Source organism: Neobacillus sp. WH10 (genome assembly GCF_030123405.1).
Lineage (GTDB): Bacteria > Bacillota > Bacilli > Bacillales > Cytobacillaceae > Neobacillus.
In genome coordinates, this window is the sequence record NZ_CP126110.1 from 2,533,195 (window position 1) to 2,552,019 (window position 18,825).

11 protein-coding genes and 2 pseudogenes are annotated in these 18,825 nt (G+C 39.5%); 6 read left to right on the plus strand and 7 right to left on the minus strand.

What is annotated here, in order from left to right; translation table 11 throughout:
• Positions 1–212: 212 nt before the first annotated feature.
• Complete coding sequence (locus tag QNH20_RS11970; RefSeq protein ID WP_283923103.1) at positions 213–947, minus strand: 4'-phosphopantetheinyl transferase family protein; 735 nt, start codon at positions 945–947, stop codon at positions 213–215.
• A 1,066-nt stretch (positions 948–2,013) separates the two neighbouring features.
• Here QNH20_RS11970 and QNH20_RS11975 point away from each other — a divergent pair.
• Together QNH20_RS11975 and QNH20_RS11980 are read left to right on the plus strand one after the other, a co-directional pair.
• Positions 2,014–6,270: a S8 family serine peptidase gene (locus tag QNH20_RS11975; protein ID WP_283923104.1), complete on the plus strand. Its 4,257-nt coding sequence runs from the start codon at positions 2,014–2,016 to the stop codon at positions 6,268–6,270.
• A 287-nt stretch (positions 6,271–6,557) separates the two neighbouring features.
• A pseudogene (locus tag QNH20_RS11980) lies at positions 6,558–7,343 on the plus strand (assimilatory sulfite reductase (NADPH) hemoprotein subunit); the annotation flags it as partial.
• Between the two features lie 38 nt (positions 7,344–7,381).
• Here the strand turns inward: QNH20_RS11980 and QNH20_RS11985 are convergent.
• Positions 7,382–7,897, minus strand: coding sequence for a J domain-containing protein (locus tag QNH20_RS11985; protein ID WP_283923105.1), 516 nt, complete (start codon positions 7,895–7,897; stop codon positions 7,382–7,384).
• Between the two features lie 421 nt (positions 7,898–8,318).
• Between QNH20_RS11985 and QNH20_RS11990 the strand changes: the two genes are divergently transcribed.
• Positions 8,319–8,882 (plus strand): DUF2062 domain-containing protein, encoded by a 564-nt coding sequence (locus tag QNH20_RS11990; protein ID WP_283923106.1) that lies wholly within the window; start codon positions 8,319–8,321, stop codon positions 8,880–8,882.
• Between the two features lie 51 nt (positions 8,883–8,933).
• Here QNH20_RS11990 and QNH20_RS11995 read toward each other — a convergent pair whose 3' ends face one another.
• A complete protein-coding gene (locus QNH20_RS11995; protein ID WP_283923107.1) occupies positions 8,934–10,040 on the minus strand; it encodes a C40 family peptidase in 1,107 nt (368 codons plus the stop codon).
• A gap of 1,371 nt (positions 10,041–11,411) precedes the next feature.
• On the opposite strand from QNH20_RS11995, the gene QNH20_RS12000 reads away from it, so the two are divergent.
• Together QNH20_RS12000 and QNH20_RS12005 are read left to right on the plus strand one after the other, a co-directional pair.
• Complete coding sequence (locus QNH20_RS12000) at positions 11,412–12,218, plus strand: putative protein N(5)-glutamine methyltransferase (RefSeq protein WP_481858073.1); 807 nt, start codon at positions 11,412–11,414, stop codon at positions 12,216–12,218.
• A 316-nt stretch (positions 12,219–12,534) separates the two neighbouring features.
• Entirely contained in the window at positions 12,535–12,885 is a 351-nt protein-coding gene (locus tag QNH20_RS12005; protein WP_283923108.1) for a VOC family protein, read from the plus strand.
• A gap of 199 nt (positions 12,886–13,084) precedes the next feature.
• Here QNH20_RS12005 and QNH20_RS12010 read toward each other — a convergent pair whose 3' ends face one another.
• The 4 genes and pseudogenes from QNH20_RS12010 to QNH20_RS12025 all read right to left on the minus strand — a co-directional run bounded on the left by QNH20_RS12010 (position 13,085) and on the right by QNH20_RS12025 (position 17,427).
• Complete coding sequence (locus QNH20_RS12010; RefSeq protein ID WP_283923109.1) at positions 13,085–13,258, minus strand: hypothetical protein; 174 nt, start codon at positions 13,256–13,258, stop codon at positions 13,085–13,087.
• Positions 13,259–13,339: 81 nt separating this feature from the next.
• A pseudogene (locus QNH20_RS12015) lies at positions 13,340–13,420 on the minus strand (YjcZ family sporulation protein); the annotation flags it as partial.
• A gap of 396 nt (positions 13,421–13,816) precedes the next feature.
• Positions 13,817–14,785, minus strand: a complete 969-nt coding sequence (locus QNH20_RS12020) for a bile acid:sodium symporter family protein (protein ID WP_283923111.1) — start codon at positions 14,783–14,785, stop codon at positions 13,817–13,819.
• Positions 14,786–15,435: 650 nt separating this feature from the next.
• Complete coding sequence (locus tag QNH20_RS12025; RefSeq protein ID WP_283923112.1) at positions 15,436–17,427, minus strand: M6 family metalloprotease domain-containing protein; 1,992 nt, start codon at positions 17,425–17,427, stop codon at positions 15,436–15,438.
• A 302-nt stretch (positions 17,428–17,729) separates the two neighbouring features.
• On the opposite strand from QNH20_RS12025, the gene QNH20_RS12030 reads away from it, so the two are divergent.
• Complete coding sequence (locus tag QNH20_RS12030; RefSeq protein ID WP_283923113.1) at positions 17,730–18,692, plus strand: S8 family peptidase; 963 nt, start codon at positions 17,730–17,732, stop codon at positions 18,690–18,692.
• Positions 18,693–18,825: the final 133 nt, after the last annotated feature.

Sequence of the window (18,825 nt, forward strand, 5' to 3'; positions counted from 1 at the left end):
CTGGAAATTTCAAACGGAAATGCCCGAAGTATGGAGTGGAAATGCCGATTTATATTTATTTGGCATATGACGATTCAAAGAATGACATGGTATTGTTGAATACACAAAATCTAACATAATAATTGGAAAGACAAGAGAGAATTAATAGAAACTATTTTTAAGGAATATAGGCTGAAAATTGCTGAGCTTTGTGTGAACAGGATTAAGTATATTTATGTTCGTAAAATTTGGGTTTGAGACTTTTGAGTTATTTCCTCAAGTTTGCACCTATGAAGATAATTCTCAACTACTTTAACGCCAGGAGTTATGTCGACCTTTTTGGAAAAATCATTCTTTTGTGAACAAACAGACATTTTATATTGCGAATCTATACTATATTGCTGAAAATACCATTCATTCCCATTGTCAACTAAAGAAATCCTTCCTTCGCTCTTTATGATAGAAAAGGTATCTAATGGATGGTATAACCCTTTTCCAATAGCTTTTATATAGCTTTCTTTTAGTGTCCATAAATCATAAAAGAAGAGATTCCTTTCTTCTGCAGGTAGAGAATTCAACGTAGCAACCTCCAGTTTAGAGAAAATCTTTTCTGATATGCTAATATCTATATCCTCAATTTTTTCAATATCTATTCCCACTGGACAAGGTGCGGTGACACAAACAATCCAATCACCAGAATGAGACACATTAAAGTAATAATCTGGATTTTGTTCCCAAAAAGGCTTCCCATATTTATTTGTTGTTAGAAGAAACTCATTAGGTCTCACTCTAAAGGTTTCCATGATTGAAGTGCGAATTAGTAATTGCGCGACAAGTGAACGCCAAGCATCTTTGGATTTGACAAACTTACCTATTTTGATCCTTAACTCTGTCGGGAGATATTCCAGTATTTCTTTTAAATCATAAGAATAAAGCAAATCTTCTAAATAAGCTGCACGTATCTTCACCTGTTTTCCCCTATCATAACTTATTAACTTCTTTCTCTTTAGTATATATAAACCTAAGAATAAATATTTTTTAGTTTTCTAAAGAGGAAAGTTTACTACTGACTCTAATAGTAATTTACTACCATTATATACTCAAGAGATAATTCTTGTTTGTACACTCAATTATGAATAATTATATCTACTCCACGGATTCGACTCTGTTGATTTAAGTTTGTTTGAATGATTGTAAACACTCTAATAAACTGGAAAGAAGAAAGAAAAATGGCAGATAATTTATGAAGATAAATAACGAATAAAATGTCTGAGTATGGTTTTTTATGCACAAATAAGGATGAAAAGGAACTAATGAATGCCCTTTACAATTTTTTAGAACCATTTCAAAGAACTTTCTCGAAAACTAACAATAAAGGGATGTTAAACGCGAGACTTCCATATGTTTATAAATATTTTCTCTCGAAAACCACATCTTAAACTCATAGGAGGAACTAGTCATGGAACAGGGAGGAAGGATCGCAAAAACGACTCAGAATATCCAATCTTAGAAAAAATAAACATTTTCGAATACAAATTGGTGAAGCTCCGCTTAGCGCTGCTTACACCGTCTTAATTATGGTAGGTTGGTTCTTTGAATGAATTGTAACTCCATAGCAGATGGTGGCGTGGAACGGCTTTGCGTCTACGATGAGGAGTGGGGAAAATAAAACTATTAAATTACTGAATGTGAGTATTTGTCCATTCTATGTATCAATTAAAATAGGACCATCGAATTGTTTTTAGAAAGAAATAGAACATCATCCTCGAAAAAGATGATGAACCTAGTCAAAAGGATTTAGCTTAAATATGAAACAAGCACTGTCGACCTCATTTTGGACTAATTTTCTAATTTTCCCAATAACAACTAAACTACCAATTTCTGAATATTCTATTTTATATGACGAAATTTGACACAAAAGCCATTTTTAAAGGGCTATTTTTAAAGTAGCACTTAGTTATTTACATATAGTGTGCACCAGAAAGGAGAGTAGTAGATTCATTGATGAAGGAAAATACTTAGGGGGGTTAGAGGATGAAAAGAAAACAACGCCGATGGTTATCGATTCTACTTACAGCCATTCTAGTATTGCCGTTGCTCCTGCAACCGCAAATGAATGCTGACGCTGCTACAAAAGGAGTAAGTGTTTCAGCCAAGGATGAGCTACAAACACCAAAGCAAAAAGTAACGAATTCGTTGTACAAGCAATTTGAAGACCAAGAAAAAGTTACCTTTCTCATCAAAATGAAAGAGCAGGTGGATTCTGCTAAAGTTGCCAAGGCAGCTGAGGATAAAGCCAAGCTGCAAAAGGCGACACCTGCAAAAACAAAATCATTAAAGCGAAACACAATTGTTTCCGAGTTAAAAGCAACGGCAAAAGAAACACAGTTTGACGTGTTAGCGTTTCTCGAGGAGCAAGTGAAGGCTGGAAAGGCTAAGGGTGTTCATTCCTACTATATAGTGAATGCGATTGCGGTTACAGCAACGCAAGAGGTAATGGAAAAAGCAGCGGCATTTCTAGAGGTTGAAAAAATCCTCCCTAACGAAACAAGACAATTGTTCGTTCCGGAAAAATCCGCAGGTACAGCTGTACAAGAACCGGCAGCAGGAACCAATTCGATCGAATGGAATATTGAACGTGTAGGTGCCCCTGCAGTTTGGGAAATGGGAATCGATGGAAGCGGAGTTGTCATTGGCTCGATTGATACCGGAGTGCAATGGGATCACCCGGCATTAAAGGAAAAATATCGTGGTTTTAATAAGGAAACAGGACAAGCGGATAATACGTATAGCTGGTTTGACGCAACTAGTGGTCAAACTACACCATATGATGATCACGGGCATGGAACACATTCAACAGGAACTATGGTTGGTTCAGAGCCGAATGGTTCAAATATCATCGGTGTCGCACCAGGTGCAAAGTGGATTGCGGTAAAGGCATTCACGCCAGATGGTGGTACAGATGCAGATTTATTAGAAGCTGGTGAATGGATGATGGCCCCAGGTGGAAATCCTGACAAGGCACCAGATGTTATCAATAATTCATGGGGCGGTGGTCCTGGGCTAGATGAGTGGTACCGTCCGATGGTTCAGGCGTGGAGAGCGGCAGAAATCTTCCCGGAATTCTCTGCAGGAAATACAAACTTAGGTAATCCTGGCGGCCCTGGGTCTGTAGCTAATCCGGCAAACTACCCAGAAGCAGTCGCTACAGGGGCCACTGATATTAACAACAAACTTGGAGGCTTTTCCTTACTTGGGCCTTCTCCATATGGGGAAATCAAACCGGAACTTTCAGCACCAGGTGTCAATATTCGTTCTGCTGTCCCTGGTGGCAGCTATGAAGGCGGATGGAATGGAACCTCGATGGCTGGTCCGCACGTTTCAGCAGCCATTGCCTTACTTAAGCAAGCAAATTCAAGCTTAACAGTTGATGAACTAGAAAGAATTTTACAAACAACAGCCATTCCTTTAACTGACAACAAATATCCAACATCACCAAATAACGGTTATGGCTCAGGATTATTGAATGTATTTGATGCCGTATCTGCTGTTGTTTCTGGTTTAGGGAAAATTAAAGGCCAGGTAATGAAAGAAGGGACCGACAGTGAAGCACCGGTGTTAACACATTCCCAACCTGGCGCGGTGTTTGCAGGTATGCCGTTAACGTTAGAAGCTTCCGCTGCCGATAATATTAGTGTAACAAATGTTTCGCTCCAATATCAAAAGCAAGATGGTTCATGGACTACTGTTGCTGCACAGCGAAATAGCGGCGATTACAAAAATGGAACGTACCGCGTGAATATTCCTGGTGCAGATATTTCAGGCAATGCTTTCGTATATAAGTGGAAAGCTCTTGATTTCGGTGGAAATGAATCTGTTAGTGAACATAGGGTCACTGTTCTTCCAGGGATTACAGTAGGCTATGTTGCCGATTTTGAAACTAAACCTGATGGATGGACTTCTTATGGTGCTAATGATTCATGGCAGTGGAGTAAGCCAACTAACGGTCCTAATGCAGCTTTCTCAGGTGAAAAAGTTTATGCGACCAATCTTAGCGGAAACTATGCGAACAGTTCAAATGCATCCTTACAAATGCCGCCAATTGATTTACCTGCAGGTAACAGCTACCTCCAATTTAAACAATGGTATGATTTAGAAAGAAACTATGATTATGGCCATGTATATGTCTCAACAGATGCTGTGAACTGGGTTCAAAAGCTTCGAGTCAATAATCTATCAAATGGCTGGATTGACGGTGAAGTGAATTTAAGTGAATATGCTGGCCAAAGAATTTATGTAGCTTTCAACATCACAACTGATGGCGGTGTGACAAAGCAAGGCTGGTATATTGATGATGTTCGTTTAACAAATGCACCACTTGCTGCATCACAAAAAGCAGAGGTGGACGTCACAACTGAAAATGATGAGTCTGCAGCAGCTTCTGTTAAAAAAGAAAAGGTCAATCCGGATAAGTTAACTATGATGATGCCTAAGGTGAAAAAGGAAGCAAGCACTGAAAAGCTTGCACCAATGCAATTGCCTATGCAGGCTCAAGTAACGGTTGTGGAATCCGGTCGTTCTGTTGCCACTAATCCGACAAATGGAAGCTTTGAGATGACACATGCAGCAGGAACATTTACGGTCATTGCTGAAAGCTATGGCCATCACTCGCAAACTAAATCAGTAACGATAGCACAGGACGGAGAAGCAACAGCGAACTTTACACTTCAGGAACAAGCGAAGGGAACTGTTTCGGGAACGATCAAGAATAAGGCATCAGGACAGCCAGTTGCTGGGGCGACTGTATATGTTATAGAAGATGCACATGTTCAGCCTGTCCAAACGGATGAAAACGGACATTTTTCAATTACGGCATACGAAGGTGATTATACACTTAAGGTCGTATCTCCACATTATTACAGTCAAGAAGCAAGCATTAAACTAAAAGGAAATATCGAGAAAAATTTCGATATTAAGCCGTTCATTGGTTATCCAGGTGAAATTGGCTATGACGATGGAACTGCGGAAAATGCACGTGCATTTTACGATGCCGGAAATGGCTGGGGTGTAAAAATGTCCTTAGAGAAAGGGAATAAAAAAGCATTTGTTAGAAGTGGCTTGTTCCGATTCGGGGATGGAGAGTGGCCAGATCCAGGTGGTACTGCCTTTAAAGTAGCCGTATATGATGCTTCTGGCCCGGGCGGAGCACCAGGTAAAAAACTGGCGGGACCTTTTGATGCTACAGCCCTTCGTAATGGTCAATGGACGCAAGTAGATTTAAGCAGCCATGGAATTATTGTTGAAGGCGATTTCTATATCGTCTACATCCAAGCCGCAGACATTCCATATGTTCCTGGTTTGGCAACAGATGATGATGGGCCAAATACGTATCGAAGCTGGCAGTTGGTAAGCGGGGAATGGACACCTTCCCCGAAAACAGAAGGCAACTATATGATTCGTGCAGTGGTTGATTATGAAGTAACAGAACCATCGATTTCCTCTCCTGTTGATGGAGCGTTCACCAACGTTGAAACAGTAACTGTGAAAGGTGAAGCTGCACCAAAGACAAAGGTTCATATATTTAATAAAGGCGTAGAAGTTGCGGCTGTTGATACAAAGGATGATGGCAAATATTCTGTTGACGTGAAGCTCAAGAAGGGTGAGAACCAATTAACGGCTAAAGCGTCTACAGCACAAGGGATGACGGATGCATCCGCACCTGTAAATGTAACCTATGATGCCGATGCGCCGGAGTTAACGATCGGCTCGCCAACTGATGGAAGTAAATTGAATAAAGAAACCGTCACCGTTTCAGGAACAGTCGCAGATAACTATTTAAATTTCGTCCTTGTTAATGGAACAACAGCGAAGGTAGAGAATGGAACCTATTCCGCCAGAATTATTCTGGATGAAGGAATCAATCAAATCAAGGTTTTGGCCAAGGATAAGGCAGGAAACACGACGGAAAAATCTCTAAAAGTTGACGTGAAATACACGGCACCATTGATTAAAAATGTAAAACCTTCTGAAGATAAGGAATTGAAGAAAGGCGAAAGTGTAAAGATTGAGTTTACAAGTGAGCCTGGTTTGAAAGCATCTTTCTTCACGAATGGAACAGAGCTTCCAATGACGGAGGTTTCACCAGGATATTATGTCGGAAATTACACCGCTACGAAGGATAAGATAGCTGACGGTGCCATCATTGAGGTAAAGGCGGTGGATTCCTATGGCAATGAGTCAAGACAAACAGCTGACGGAAAATTGTATATTAATGTGAAGAAAAAGAATTAAAGGAAAGTTAGCATCATTTATATCAAAAGGAGCTCTCCACTTTTGAACTCCATCATTTTGGTTGTTGGTAATAGGAGCTCTATCATTAATCATTGTAGTCAAGATAATTCGATTATACGCTTTTTTAAGTGGGAAATTCTAAAAAAATTAGGAACGATAAGAGGAAGGGTTCTACTAAGTAGACTCTTCTTTTTTTATCAGGGAGGAACCTGTAATGTACAAGGAATACAAAGTTAATGCAAGGAAAATAGAGTGGCAATTCATGAGTGAGATAATAATAACAGGGTATTGACCGTCTTGGCCTCGAATCAGTTAAGGCTGAACTGGAAAACCGCCTCGGCTGGAGCCTTGAAGAAGCAAAACCATATCATTTTGACCACAACAGTGATCGCTACGGTTGGATGAAAGGGAATAAAGGAAAATGGCATTATACGTTGTTCATTCAAAATGGTCGTGTAGCAGATTTTTCTAATTACAAGCTTAAAACGGGATTGCAGGAAATTGCAAAAAATCATACCGGGGATTTCCGTTTGACAGCTAATCAAAACCTAATCATTGCCAATGTATCAAGTCAGAAAAAGGAAAAAATTAATGAATTGATGGAAAAATACAGTTTGTCCGATGGCACACAGCATTCCGCACTCCGCCGAAGTTCGATGGCATGCGTCGCGCTTCCAACGTGCGGTTTGGCGATGGCGGAATCAGAACGATATCTGCCAGAACTAATGGATAAGATCGAAGAAATTGTCAACGAAAACGGATTGCGGGAAGAGGAAATCACAATTCGCATGACCGGCTGTCCAAATGGCTGTGCTCGACCGGCTCTCGCTGAAATTGCCTTTATTGGAAAAGCAGTGGGCAAATATAACATGTATTTAGGCGCCTCACATGACGGCAGCCGTTTAAATAAAATGTATCGCGAAAACATCGGTGAAGGAGAAATTCTAAGTGAAATGCGTCAGCTCCTTTCCCGTTTCGCCAAAGAGAGAGTGCAAGACGAGCACTTCGGTGACTTTGTCATACGCACAGGTATTGTTAAAGCAACGACTGACGGTACAAATTTTCATGAATGATTTTAGCATGCAAAAGAGACAGAAGGCCTGTCTCTTTTCTACTTTGTTTTAGTGTAATGTTCATAAAACACTCTAAAAAGTCTATCATCTCCTCCTCGATCAGGGTGGAGTGCTTTAAGTATTTTTTTAAACTCTTTCTTTATTAATTCTTTGTCAGCATCCGGCTCTAAACCCAATAATTCACAGTATGTAAGGGGAGGGGAATCAGTTAGAGCATATTCTGCTTGTAACATTCTTTTTAAGCCGCGAACTTTGGTTTGTTCGATGCGAACCTTACTTTTTAATGCTTCGTTTTCCTCTTTTAATTGCTGGTTTTCATAGAATGTTTTTTCCCATTGATGATAATCAACTCCAAATTGGCTGCTTCTTTTCTCAATTTTCTTTTCCAATATGAATGCTGCTAAATCAGTTGGTTTAATTATGTAGTCAATGTTCAAATTCTTAGTTCGTTTTGCTTTCAATTTTCCTTGAAGAATCCAACGAATAACGACCTGCTCATTATTTGTTATTCCTTCGTTCCAGAGTAGTTCAGTGGCTTCCTTAACATTCAACATTTAATCAACTCATTCTTAATAAATCTACGTTATGAATAAAAGGCTAAAATCAATGTATCATAAGTAAAACCACATTTGTTTTACTGATTGATGTAATTTTGATTAAAAATACTTTTCAGTAGGATAGGAAGCCTTGTTTTTGAATTTTTCTTATTTCAATTGTTATGAATGTAATATGATAAATAAAAACTATGATAGACGTAATGATGAAAAAAAGGAAGATCCAAAGAGGTACACAAACTCTGCCTAAGTATAGTTTTTTCCAATAATATTCACCGACAACTAATAGAATATTAATTCATTTTTAATGAATAAAGTGTAAAATAGAATATGAATAGACCAACATGTAATGATTTATTCGAAGTTAGAAAATTTACACTAAAATAAAAAACTTATCCGTTTTCACCAGGGGGTTACATCAATGAGCACAAAACAAAATAAGTATAATTTTTTTCAACGCTTTGGACGTGCTTTTAAGCTGAATTTCACGAAACTCCTGCGTTCTCCTGGGGGAGCCAGAAAGGTTGCAATGGGATTTGCAATTGGCTTTGGCTTGGAAATGTTAGTTATTTCAACTGCTTCCCTTATTTATATATTGTTTGTACCAATAGTCCGATTGGCTAAAGGCTCAATACCCGCTTCGATCATTGGTAATATCATTGGAAAACTCTCGTTTCTCCCTGTCCTTCTTTTACCGTTTGCTAGACAGCTGGGGAAAACCATTTTTCCAATGAAAGTCAGAATAGGTGACCATACGCATTTTTCTCTTCAAAATTTATTGCACGGAGATTTCCATAGTTTAGTCGGTCTACTCCATGGTGGTGTCCATGCATTAATTGGAATGACGATTTTTGGGATTGTTCTTGGCTCTATTTCTTACTTTATTGTTCATTATCTCTACGAAAAAGAAAGATCAAATAGACTTAAAAGAAGACGTCTTAAACATGAAATTCGTATAGGTAGGATCGAAAAGAATTTAATATAAACTTTGTCTATTGTAAGCCCTTACTGGAATGTTAAGGGCTATTTGCGCTTTTTAAATTCGAACTACACGACCTTTAAATGCATTTTTCCAATATCCATTTGTCATATCTGCAATGGCGACACCGGTTGAGCTTTGAGAACCAATGAACTTACCGTCTCCAAGATAGATTCCAACATGGCCGTCTCTCTTGTAAGTGTCGAAGAAAACAAGGTCTCCCGGCTGCATTTCTTGAGGAGAAACCTGCCTGCCATCGTTTTTTATCGTAGAGGTAGTACTGCTGATTTTGATACCTGCTTCAGAAAAAGCCCATTGAACAAAACCGGAGCAGTCAAATCTTCCACGGGCAATATCATTGGCATTTCTGCCGCCGCCAAACACATATACAGAGTTTCCTATGTACTTATTACCTGCATTAATGACTGTGGATATGTAATCCTTTTCTAACTCATTTATGTATGTTTGAGCCGTTTCCTTTTTCTGAGCTTCCAATTCAAGCTGATTTTGTAATGTCTTATATTGTTCCTGTTGTTTATTTAGGTGAGCTTGCAATGTTTCGATCTTATTTTTCATGCTGTTAATTTCCACAAGTTTATTTTCTAACAAAACCTTTTTACTTTCATATTCTTTTTGCTGAATTTCTTGCTGTTCCAAAAGATCTCGGTCTGCCTCAGCTATCGCTGCCAAAGCACTGACCCGGTCTACTAAATCACTTAGGCTTGTAGCACCAAGCAGTACCTCTAGATAGTCGGCATGCTTATCACTCTGCTGGTAGGATAGAGCACGTTCCTTTAAGACTTCATTTCGTTTTGCCATATTTTCCTTAATTATTCGAATCTCGTTTTCAAGATTTTCAATATCAGCTTTAGCGGCTGTAATCTCCATATCAACCTTTACGATTGCCTGATTATTCTCTTGAATAGCCTCAGAAACCCGTTTCAATTGGTCATTGACACTAAAAGAGTTTCCTTCGATATTTGGAATTTCATTGTTAGCTGTTAAACGATTCGTTTGAATGGGTGAAGGGGCAACCTGAGGTAATTCTTTAGTATTTTCTATGTTACTGAATGATTCCGCTTGAACCTTTTGTATAGAAAATTCATTTCCTGCCGCCGCAAGTATAATAAGCAAGTTTAACAGGATAAGTGCTTTATTAATCACCTAATACCACTACCTTCTTATTAAGATAATTTTCTAAATGTTCGTACTATTTATTGTACCAAATTTCTACCAGATAATTCTGTCAACTGTGTTATAAGAATATTACAATTTGATAACAGTGTAATAAGGAACCTGAATCAGCAATGCGATGAAGGCCATATAGGTTGGAAAACCAGGAAGATTAATCCTTCATAAGTGGGATGAAGGACTAATCGATTGATCAAAAGGAAAGATTAGTCCTTCATAAGCGGGATGAAGGCCGAATCGATTGATCAAACGGAAAGATTAGTCCATCATAAGCCCGATGAAGGCCAAATCGGTTGATCAAACGAAAGGATTAGTCCATCATAAGCCCGATGAAGGCCAAATCGGTTGATCAAACGAAAAGATTAGTCCATCATAAGAGGGATGAAGGCCAAATCGATTGATCAAAAGGAAAGATTAGTCCATCATAAGCCCGATGAAAGCCTAATCGGTTGAAAAACTAGGAAGATTAGTCCTTCATAAACGGGATGGTGGCCAAATCAATTGGTTAAACGAAAAGATTAGTCCATCATAAGAGTGATGAAGGCCTAATCGGTTGGAAAAGCAGGAAGATTAGTCCATCATAAGCGGGATGAAGGCCAAATCGATTGATCAAAAGGAAAGATTAGTCCATCATAAGCCCGATGAAGGCCTAATCGGTTGAAAAACTAGGAAGATTAGTCCATCATAAGCGGGATGAAGGCCAAATCGATTGATCAAAAGGGAAGATTAGTCCATCATAAGCTCGATGAAGGCCAAATCGATTGATCAAAAGGGAAGATTAGTCCATCATAACCTCGATGAAGGCCAAATCGATTGATCAAAAGGAAAGATTATTCCTTCATAAGCCCGATGAAAGCCAAATCGATTGATCAAACGAAAAGATTAGTCCTTCATATGCGATAGGGGCTTAAACGAAGGCTTTTTAAAGATAATTTAACTGCTTTTAAGAGCAGTTTTGTCTTTAAGCCGCCCTATTAAAGACATTTTTTACACTTCCGATGGCAGTTTTGTCCTTAAGAACACTTATTGAAGATCTTGTAATGGATCTCCTCATTCATGCTTTCACCTTTATTATTAATCAAATAATCATGATGTATTTATTAAATCATCAATTTTTAATCTGTTAATCCTTTTTATCTAAGTTATTAGTTTTAGGCTAAAACTAATTTTGCCTCGTTTTTATTAACTTGAAAGTCTAGGTAAAGAAGGAAAACTTTCCAGCATAATAGAATAATAAATAAAATCAACATCAGGAAAAAAGAAATAATAGCTTGTTTTTTTTGCCTTTAGTCATAAACTTTCTTATTAAACTATTGAAGCTGGGTATCAAGAGGGGTGAGATTAATGGAAAAGCAAAATAATTTTTATATCAACGACGAAACAGAAAAATGTATAATCACCAGGCTACGGTCCGCCGGTTGTGTTTTCGCTGAAGATGAGACCAGATTACTTATCTCAGAGGCAGGGACGCCAGACGCCCTCGAGGCCATGGTGGAACGACGAGAAGCCGGTTTTCCCCTCGAGCAAATTATCGGTTGGGTGAATTTCTGCGGTATTCGGATAGAACTGGAACCCGATGTCTTCGTACCTCGTCGCCGGACAGAGTTTCTTGTCCAACAGGCTACAGCCCTTGCTATGCCAGGAGCCATCGTCGTAGACCTGTGCTGTGGCACAGGAGCGGTGGGCGCTGCTCTGGCCAAAACTTTGGGATGGATTGAGTTGTATGCAATTGACATCGACCCAGCCGCAGTGAAGTGCGCCCGTCGCAACGTTACTTCCATCGGTGGTAAGGTGTACGAAGGCGACCTATACGATCCAATACCAACCAAACTACGTGGGAGAGTCGACGTCTTGGTCGCAAACGCCCCCTATGTACCTACTGAGTCAATCAAGTTTTTACCCCAGGATGCTCGCAAACATGAGGCGATGGTCGCGCTTGACGGTGGTGTGGACGGTCTGGATGTTTTGCTAAGGGTGGCTACTGACGCAGCACTCTGGTTGGCACCCGGGGGTCATTTACTGGTCGAGACTAGCCGGAGACAGGCATTGCAAACTATTGAGATATTTGCAAAAAACGGGCTAATCCCACAGGTTGCTAATAATGACGAACTGGATGCTACTGCCGTCATCGGAACAATGCCTTCCCTCTAGATCGTACCCGTAATTCTAACTCTTCCGTATATGAGATTGGATACTATTTGGCAGGGAGTTAGTAGCTGGTTTGGGAAAAACTAGTCTTATTCAACCACCATTGAATACGGAAAATGGCAAAACTAAAATAGACGCATTTTGGTCGTTATTTAATGAGGAGAACGTCTGATTTCTTAGTTATTTAAAAGTAGATTGACATGATTAAGATGCTTCAGATTCTATTAAAAGTATTATTTCATTGCAGGTATTTCGTGCAAAATATAGAATTGATAACTTATGTTTCTAATAAAGTAGCAAGAAGGGAGGCGTGTTTGGAATGGGAAGGGTAACTGGATTCGAACTAAGCAGCCAAGAACCTGAGAAGGCTGCGGAATTTTATTCTAAAGTTTTCGGTTGGGAAATTGCAGAGCCTCACTGGGATTATTGGGCTGTTTCGACTGGAAAAGATGTCAAGCCTGGCATTGACGGAGGAATCGGTAAAGGACCATATGATTATCCTCATGGAACTCGTATTCAAATCGAAGTCGATTCAATTGATGAGGCTATTTCTACTGCTAAAAAAAATGGTGCAATGATTGTGAGAGATAAAATGGAGTTTGATGATTTCTTTCTTGCCTACCTTGTAGACCCAGTTGGAATTGGTTTTGGTCTTATTCAAAAAAAATAAGCAAAGGGTTATAAAGGGAATCCTTCACTTGGAGATTCCCCTAAATTGTGATCTTGGATATTAAATCGAATTCAAATTTTGTACGTTCCAGCTGACAAATTTGTTGGCATCTTTTTTATTTCATTGACGGCAGGACATTCTGATTAAATAAAAAAAGGAGCCAGGAGGCCCCCAAAAAAACACTCATTACATCAAACGCTTAAATGAATCTGCCTCTCCGTCCGAATCCTAAACGTCTTCTTCTTTCTATCTCGATTTCAATTTCAATTCGTCTTCTTCTTGCTTCGATTTCAATTTCAATTTCAATAGGGACAAAACGTCTTCTTCGAAAAAACAAATCTCTTCGACCAAATCCCCCGAATCCGAGTGTCATTAATTTCCTCCCCCCTTCAATAGAGGAATATACTCAATAGGAGAAATTAACTTTAAATTTTCCCTTCGTCCTACCAAGTTATTAAATGAAAGAAGTACCTACGATGATAAGCAGAATGAACAATACAACGATTAATACAAAAGTGCTGCCGCCGCCGTATCCGCCGCCATATCCGCCGCCATAACCATAACACATATCTTTTCACCACCCTTTAGCATATTTGAAGAAAGACCTCTTCACTATTTATATATATTTCAAAATTCAATAGTTGATTGGACAACAATCATTATGGTAGAACAAAATCAAACATTTTTTTTATCAATGAGAAAAACTGGGGTAAAAGAATCAAAAAGCTACAAATAATTTAGGGTAAGGGGGTATTCACTTGTTTTAAAATACTCCTTTATGGTTTCACGGAAGACCTGAAATAGTGAAACAAACGACAGTGTAGGTAAGAGAAGGATTAAAATAACATAAAAAAGAACTTGGAAACTCTCCAAGCTCTTCTTTAGCACCGGAAAAATATGAGATTAAACGAAACACGCTTTTTCTGTGGTTTTACGCTGATAATGTTTTCTCATTATTTTCAGTTGCGCTTTTATCATCTTTCATTCGGCTGAAGATCGTTGCTAGGATCGGCCCCGAAATGTTATGCCATACACTAAAAATGGCACTTGGTACCGCTGCTAAAGGGGAGAAATGTGCGGCTGCAATGGCAGCACCTAAGCCTGAGTTTTGCATTCCAACCTCAATGGCCACAGCTTTTTTCTTTGGTAAGTCCATTTTAAAGATTCTTCCAAACGTATATCCCAATAAATAACCAAGACAGTTATGTAGGACAACGACAGCAAAAATAATTAATCCAGTTTTCGCAATCGACTGCTGGTTAGCAGAAACAACCGCTGCTACGATAGCAACTATTGCAATTATGGAAACAAGCGGAAGAACCTTCACGCTAGCTTGTGCTTGTTTATTTAGTAATTTTTTCACCACTACTCCAAGAACAATCGGTATTAGAACGATTTTTACAATTGAAAGGAATAGTCCGCTAGGATTAACAGGGATCCATTCGCTTGCAAGGAATAGAATAAGTGCAGGTGTAACAAGTGGAGCAAGAATCGTTGTAATCGAGGTTATCGTCACACTTAAAGCGACATCGCCTTTAGAAAGGAATGTCATCACGTTAGATGCTGTACCTCCAGGACAGCATCCTACTAAAATAACCCCAACCGCAATTTCCGGTGAAAGCTGGAGACCTTTTGCCAGTAAAAAAGCGAGCAGAGGCATGATTAAAAATTGACCGACAACGCCGATTGCTACATCCTTAGGCCGCTTGATTACTTCTTTAAAATCATTTGCGGATAGTGTTAAACCCATACCAAACATAATGATTCCAAGTAAAAGTGAAATGTGGGGAGCAATCCAGGTAAAGGTAGCGGGAAATAAAAAGGCAAGGACCGCAAATACTAATACCCAGATGGCAAAAGTATTGCTAACAAATTGACTTACACGTTCTAAAGTTTTCAATGTTTTCACCTCAGTAAGATTATTTCGTAATGCTAAGTATTATAGGGTAATATTTCAATAAACACAATAGTTTGAAAATTATTTTTTTACAAAAGCAAAGCGTCTAATCCTAAACGCATTAATTCGGTACTGTGATGAAGAAGTTGTGGTTGCTATAGGGGGGTTTTGTCTTAGAGAAGGAGAATTAAGGACAGATCACGTGGAAAGTGAACGAGATTAGTCCTTCATAAGAGTAATGAAGGCCAGAACAGGTAGAAAACCAAAGAGATTAGTCCTTTATAAAGACAATGAAGGCCAGATCGGGTGGAAGTCCAAAGAGATTAGTCCTTCATAAGGACTATGAAGCCCAGAACAGGTAGAAAACCAAAGAGATTAGTCCTTCATAAAGGCAATGAAGGCCAGAACAGGTGGAAAACCAAAGAGATTAGTCCTTCATAAGGACTATGAAGGCTAGATCAGGTGGAAAACCAAAGAGATTAGTCCTTCATAAAGGCAATGAAGGCCAGAACAAGTGGAAAGCCACCAATATTAGTCTATCAATAGGAAAATTAAAAACATTTAAGTTGCTAAAGAGAGATAACTAACAGTCCTACAATCATTAAAAAAGGAGGAGGTACCGTTTAGGCACTTCCCCCTTAAACTACCAATCTTTATTTTCCATTCCCAGGCCCAACACTGCGAGTCGAAGTGGCCGTTTTACTAGCATCGGTTTCTGATGTGCTTGTCAACGTAAGGTTTGTTGGAACAGGCTGAGCTGTACCACCTCTAGGAATCTTCACGTAAACCGGTACTGCAACCGTTTTACCCGCTTCAACTTCAATTACGTTATGCTGTAATTGAATATCCCAGCCAGCTTCTGTTTTGGCATTAAGGCGGATAAGGTCGGTTCCATTTCCGGTATTTGTAACATTGAAATAATAGGCTGCTACTTTACCTGGTGTGGCAAATTCTGAATTACCGTTAGCAACTGTTACACCACGGGTAAATGAACCTGCACCATCCAAATGACGGACAGCTACCCGGTAAGAAAGTGCACCTTTACTATCATATTTTTTATCTAAAATGTAGAAATGGAGACGGTTATGCTCGTCTGTGTACTCACTGACAACGCCATCACCAGTTCCTGCCTTGAAGAGGGCATCTGCTAACTGTTGGTAATCGCCTTTGGAAAGCATCGCTGTGGAACCGTCCGGGCGTTTAAAGTCTACTTGATTGATATCTTCTTTGTGAGAGTCGATGACCCAAATATTTGGTGATGATTCACTATTCTTAGTTTTCGCTAGCAGTACACCGGTGTCAGGGGCAAAAGAATCAAAACCAACCCGGTCGACAACTTCAAGTGTATAGTTATTGTACCATTTAGCACCGCGCTGCATATCTGCGCGCCAATCATCATTTAATGAGTTAGCTGGTGTGTTATCCACCATGCTAATATTGATCCCGTGTAATCCTGTCCGTCCAAACTCGTTGCCAGTTGGTACCTCTCGAGAAAGAATATTGGCAAAGACTGGACCAGTTTCAGCTAGGCTATCACGGTCTAGGCTTAGATATTGGTCAGGTGAGAGGAAGCCCTGTTTTATTTTATTACGCAGCATGTGATGTGATGGAGCTGATGCCCCTAAGGTTGATGGGACCATCCAGCGTGTGTGCGGGCCGCCTGGCCCATTGAAGCTTCCACGACTCATTAACTCCCATGGGCCGGAGTAGGTACGAGATACAGGAATTCCATATGGATTGTTATAGTTGTCGCCAAGAGCCATTATATGACCGAATTCGTGAGCGAAGGTACCCATTCCGTCATTTTCCCCTTGAATAGATGTTCCTCCGCTGGCACTTGACCAAATACTTTTAGCAGCATACCACGAGGTCCAAGGTACATATCGGGTAACAGCTGAATTTGGCATACCCGGAACATTTGCTCCACCTACTATTGGGCCAAATGGATTTGTTACGGCTCCGGCATTTTGGAACATCATTTCACCAAGCTCCTGCCAGACACCGGATTCATCATAACCAGCGTGAATGATAAAATTAAAATCAAATTTTTCTCCAGAAGCATCCATGTCAGCTTTCGCTTTGGCGACGGCTTCAGACCTAAGGTTTTTAGCCTTGAATCCTGCCGGCATGTTTGCTTGCTGCCCAAACTCGTTAAGACCATATTCGAATTCATTGCCATCCATCCGATAGGTGCCGAAAGATTTAAGTTCGATTTTCCATTTGCCGAAGGAATTTTCTCGCCAGTATTCGTTTACTGTTCGATGGTTGTTTAATGCTGAAGGCTTGTTGAGGAAGTCTTCCCAAAACTTTCCGATTTGATCACGAGGAATTTTACCAGTGCCGATAGGGTTGCCTGCAAGCTCGGACCCCTCAGGCTGGTTTAAAATAAAATCTCGGTCTTGGAAATCTACAATAATTAGTGAACCCCTAATGACTCTGTCTGCCTTAATACCAGATGTGTTCCAGTCAACTCCAGGAACGGGCTTGTAATCTTTCCACGTCATATCCCGTGGAAGAACCCATGATTGCGCATCAGCAGGTTCTGGAAAATCAGATAATCCTGGCTGCTCCGCATAAGCGGTTGTTGATACTGCCACAGTCAAAAAACTAGTCAAAAAAATGAGTGACCTCTTCAAACTCCTCAATCCATCAGCCTCCTAAAAATTATTATGTACAGGTAAAGGATAACATTTTTGTACAAGTCTGAAAATAAAGAAAAATCATAATTTTTAAAATAGAAATAAAGTCCTGAATCAAAGGACCTAGTGTCATTTAGGAAAATAGTATTAGGGGAAGAAAAACTATAGAGTCGGTTTTTGATATAAAAAAATTAAGCCAGGAAAGAACAAAAACACTCCAAACGAATCATTTTTTATAGATTTAGAATTGTTAAACTATTAACAACATCATGAGGTAGCTTCAAATAAATCTGTTAGGAGGGAATGAGTTGGAAAGAGAAGTACGCTTGATTCCATACCAAATGATTGCAGAATTTGAAGAAGTAACCGAGGTGCCAAAAGGGGTTGAAATGATTCAGGCCCAAGAACTGTGGGGAAAGACAAAAGGAAAGGGGATCACAATCGCCGTTTTAGATACTGGTTGTGAATCATCTCATGTCGACTTAAAGGATCGAATCATTGGCGGACGAAATTTTACCAAAGATGACCGCGGAGATCAAAATATCTTTAGGGATTACAACGGTCATGGTACACATGTTGCCGGTACGATGGCAGCAACTGCCAATGATACGGGGGTAACCGGTGTTGCTCCAGAAGCAAATCTATTAATTGTAAAGGTTCTTAATAAAAAAGGCTCCGGGCAATATGAATGGATTATCAATGGAATCTACTATGCAATTGAACAAAAGGTTGATATTATCTCCATGAGCCTAGGCGGTCCTGAAAATGTTCCAGAATTACATGAAGCAATAAAAAAGGCCGTGGCCAATGGGATACTCGTAGTTTGTGCGGCCGGAAATGAAGGGGATGGTCGCGACTCAACAGATGAGCTGTCCTATCCGGCGGCTTATAACGAGGTAATCAGTGTAGGTGCTACCAGTCTTACTCGCAAAATATCGGATTTTAGCAATTCAAATAGGGAAGTAGATTTAGTTGCTCCCGGTGAAAATATAGTATCAACATTTCTAAACGGAAAATATGCAAAGCTTACAGGAACGTCAATGGCTACTCCACATGTATCCGGTGCACTTGCTTTAATTAAAGCGATCTCAAATCAAACTTTTGAGAGAAATCTTACAGAGCCAGAACTGTATGCCCAGCTTATCAGAAGAACCATACCACTTGGAAATTCTCCAAAGCTAGAAGGGAATGGAATGCTGTACTTGACAACCATCGATTATTTAACAAAGTTAGTAAGCGCGAAGGAAGAGGAAGAAGTTTTGAATGTATAATTCATAAACCTGTTTTAAAAAAACTAATATATATGTAGAAGGTAAGTCCTTTCTCCTACTAACGAATAATAAATAGTATGAAAATTAAGAGTTTTTACACTATTGGTTAATCCCTCCACATCCTACAATTGTT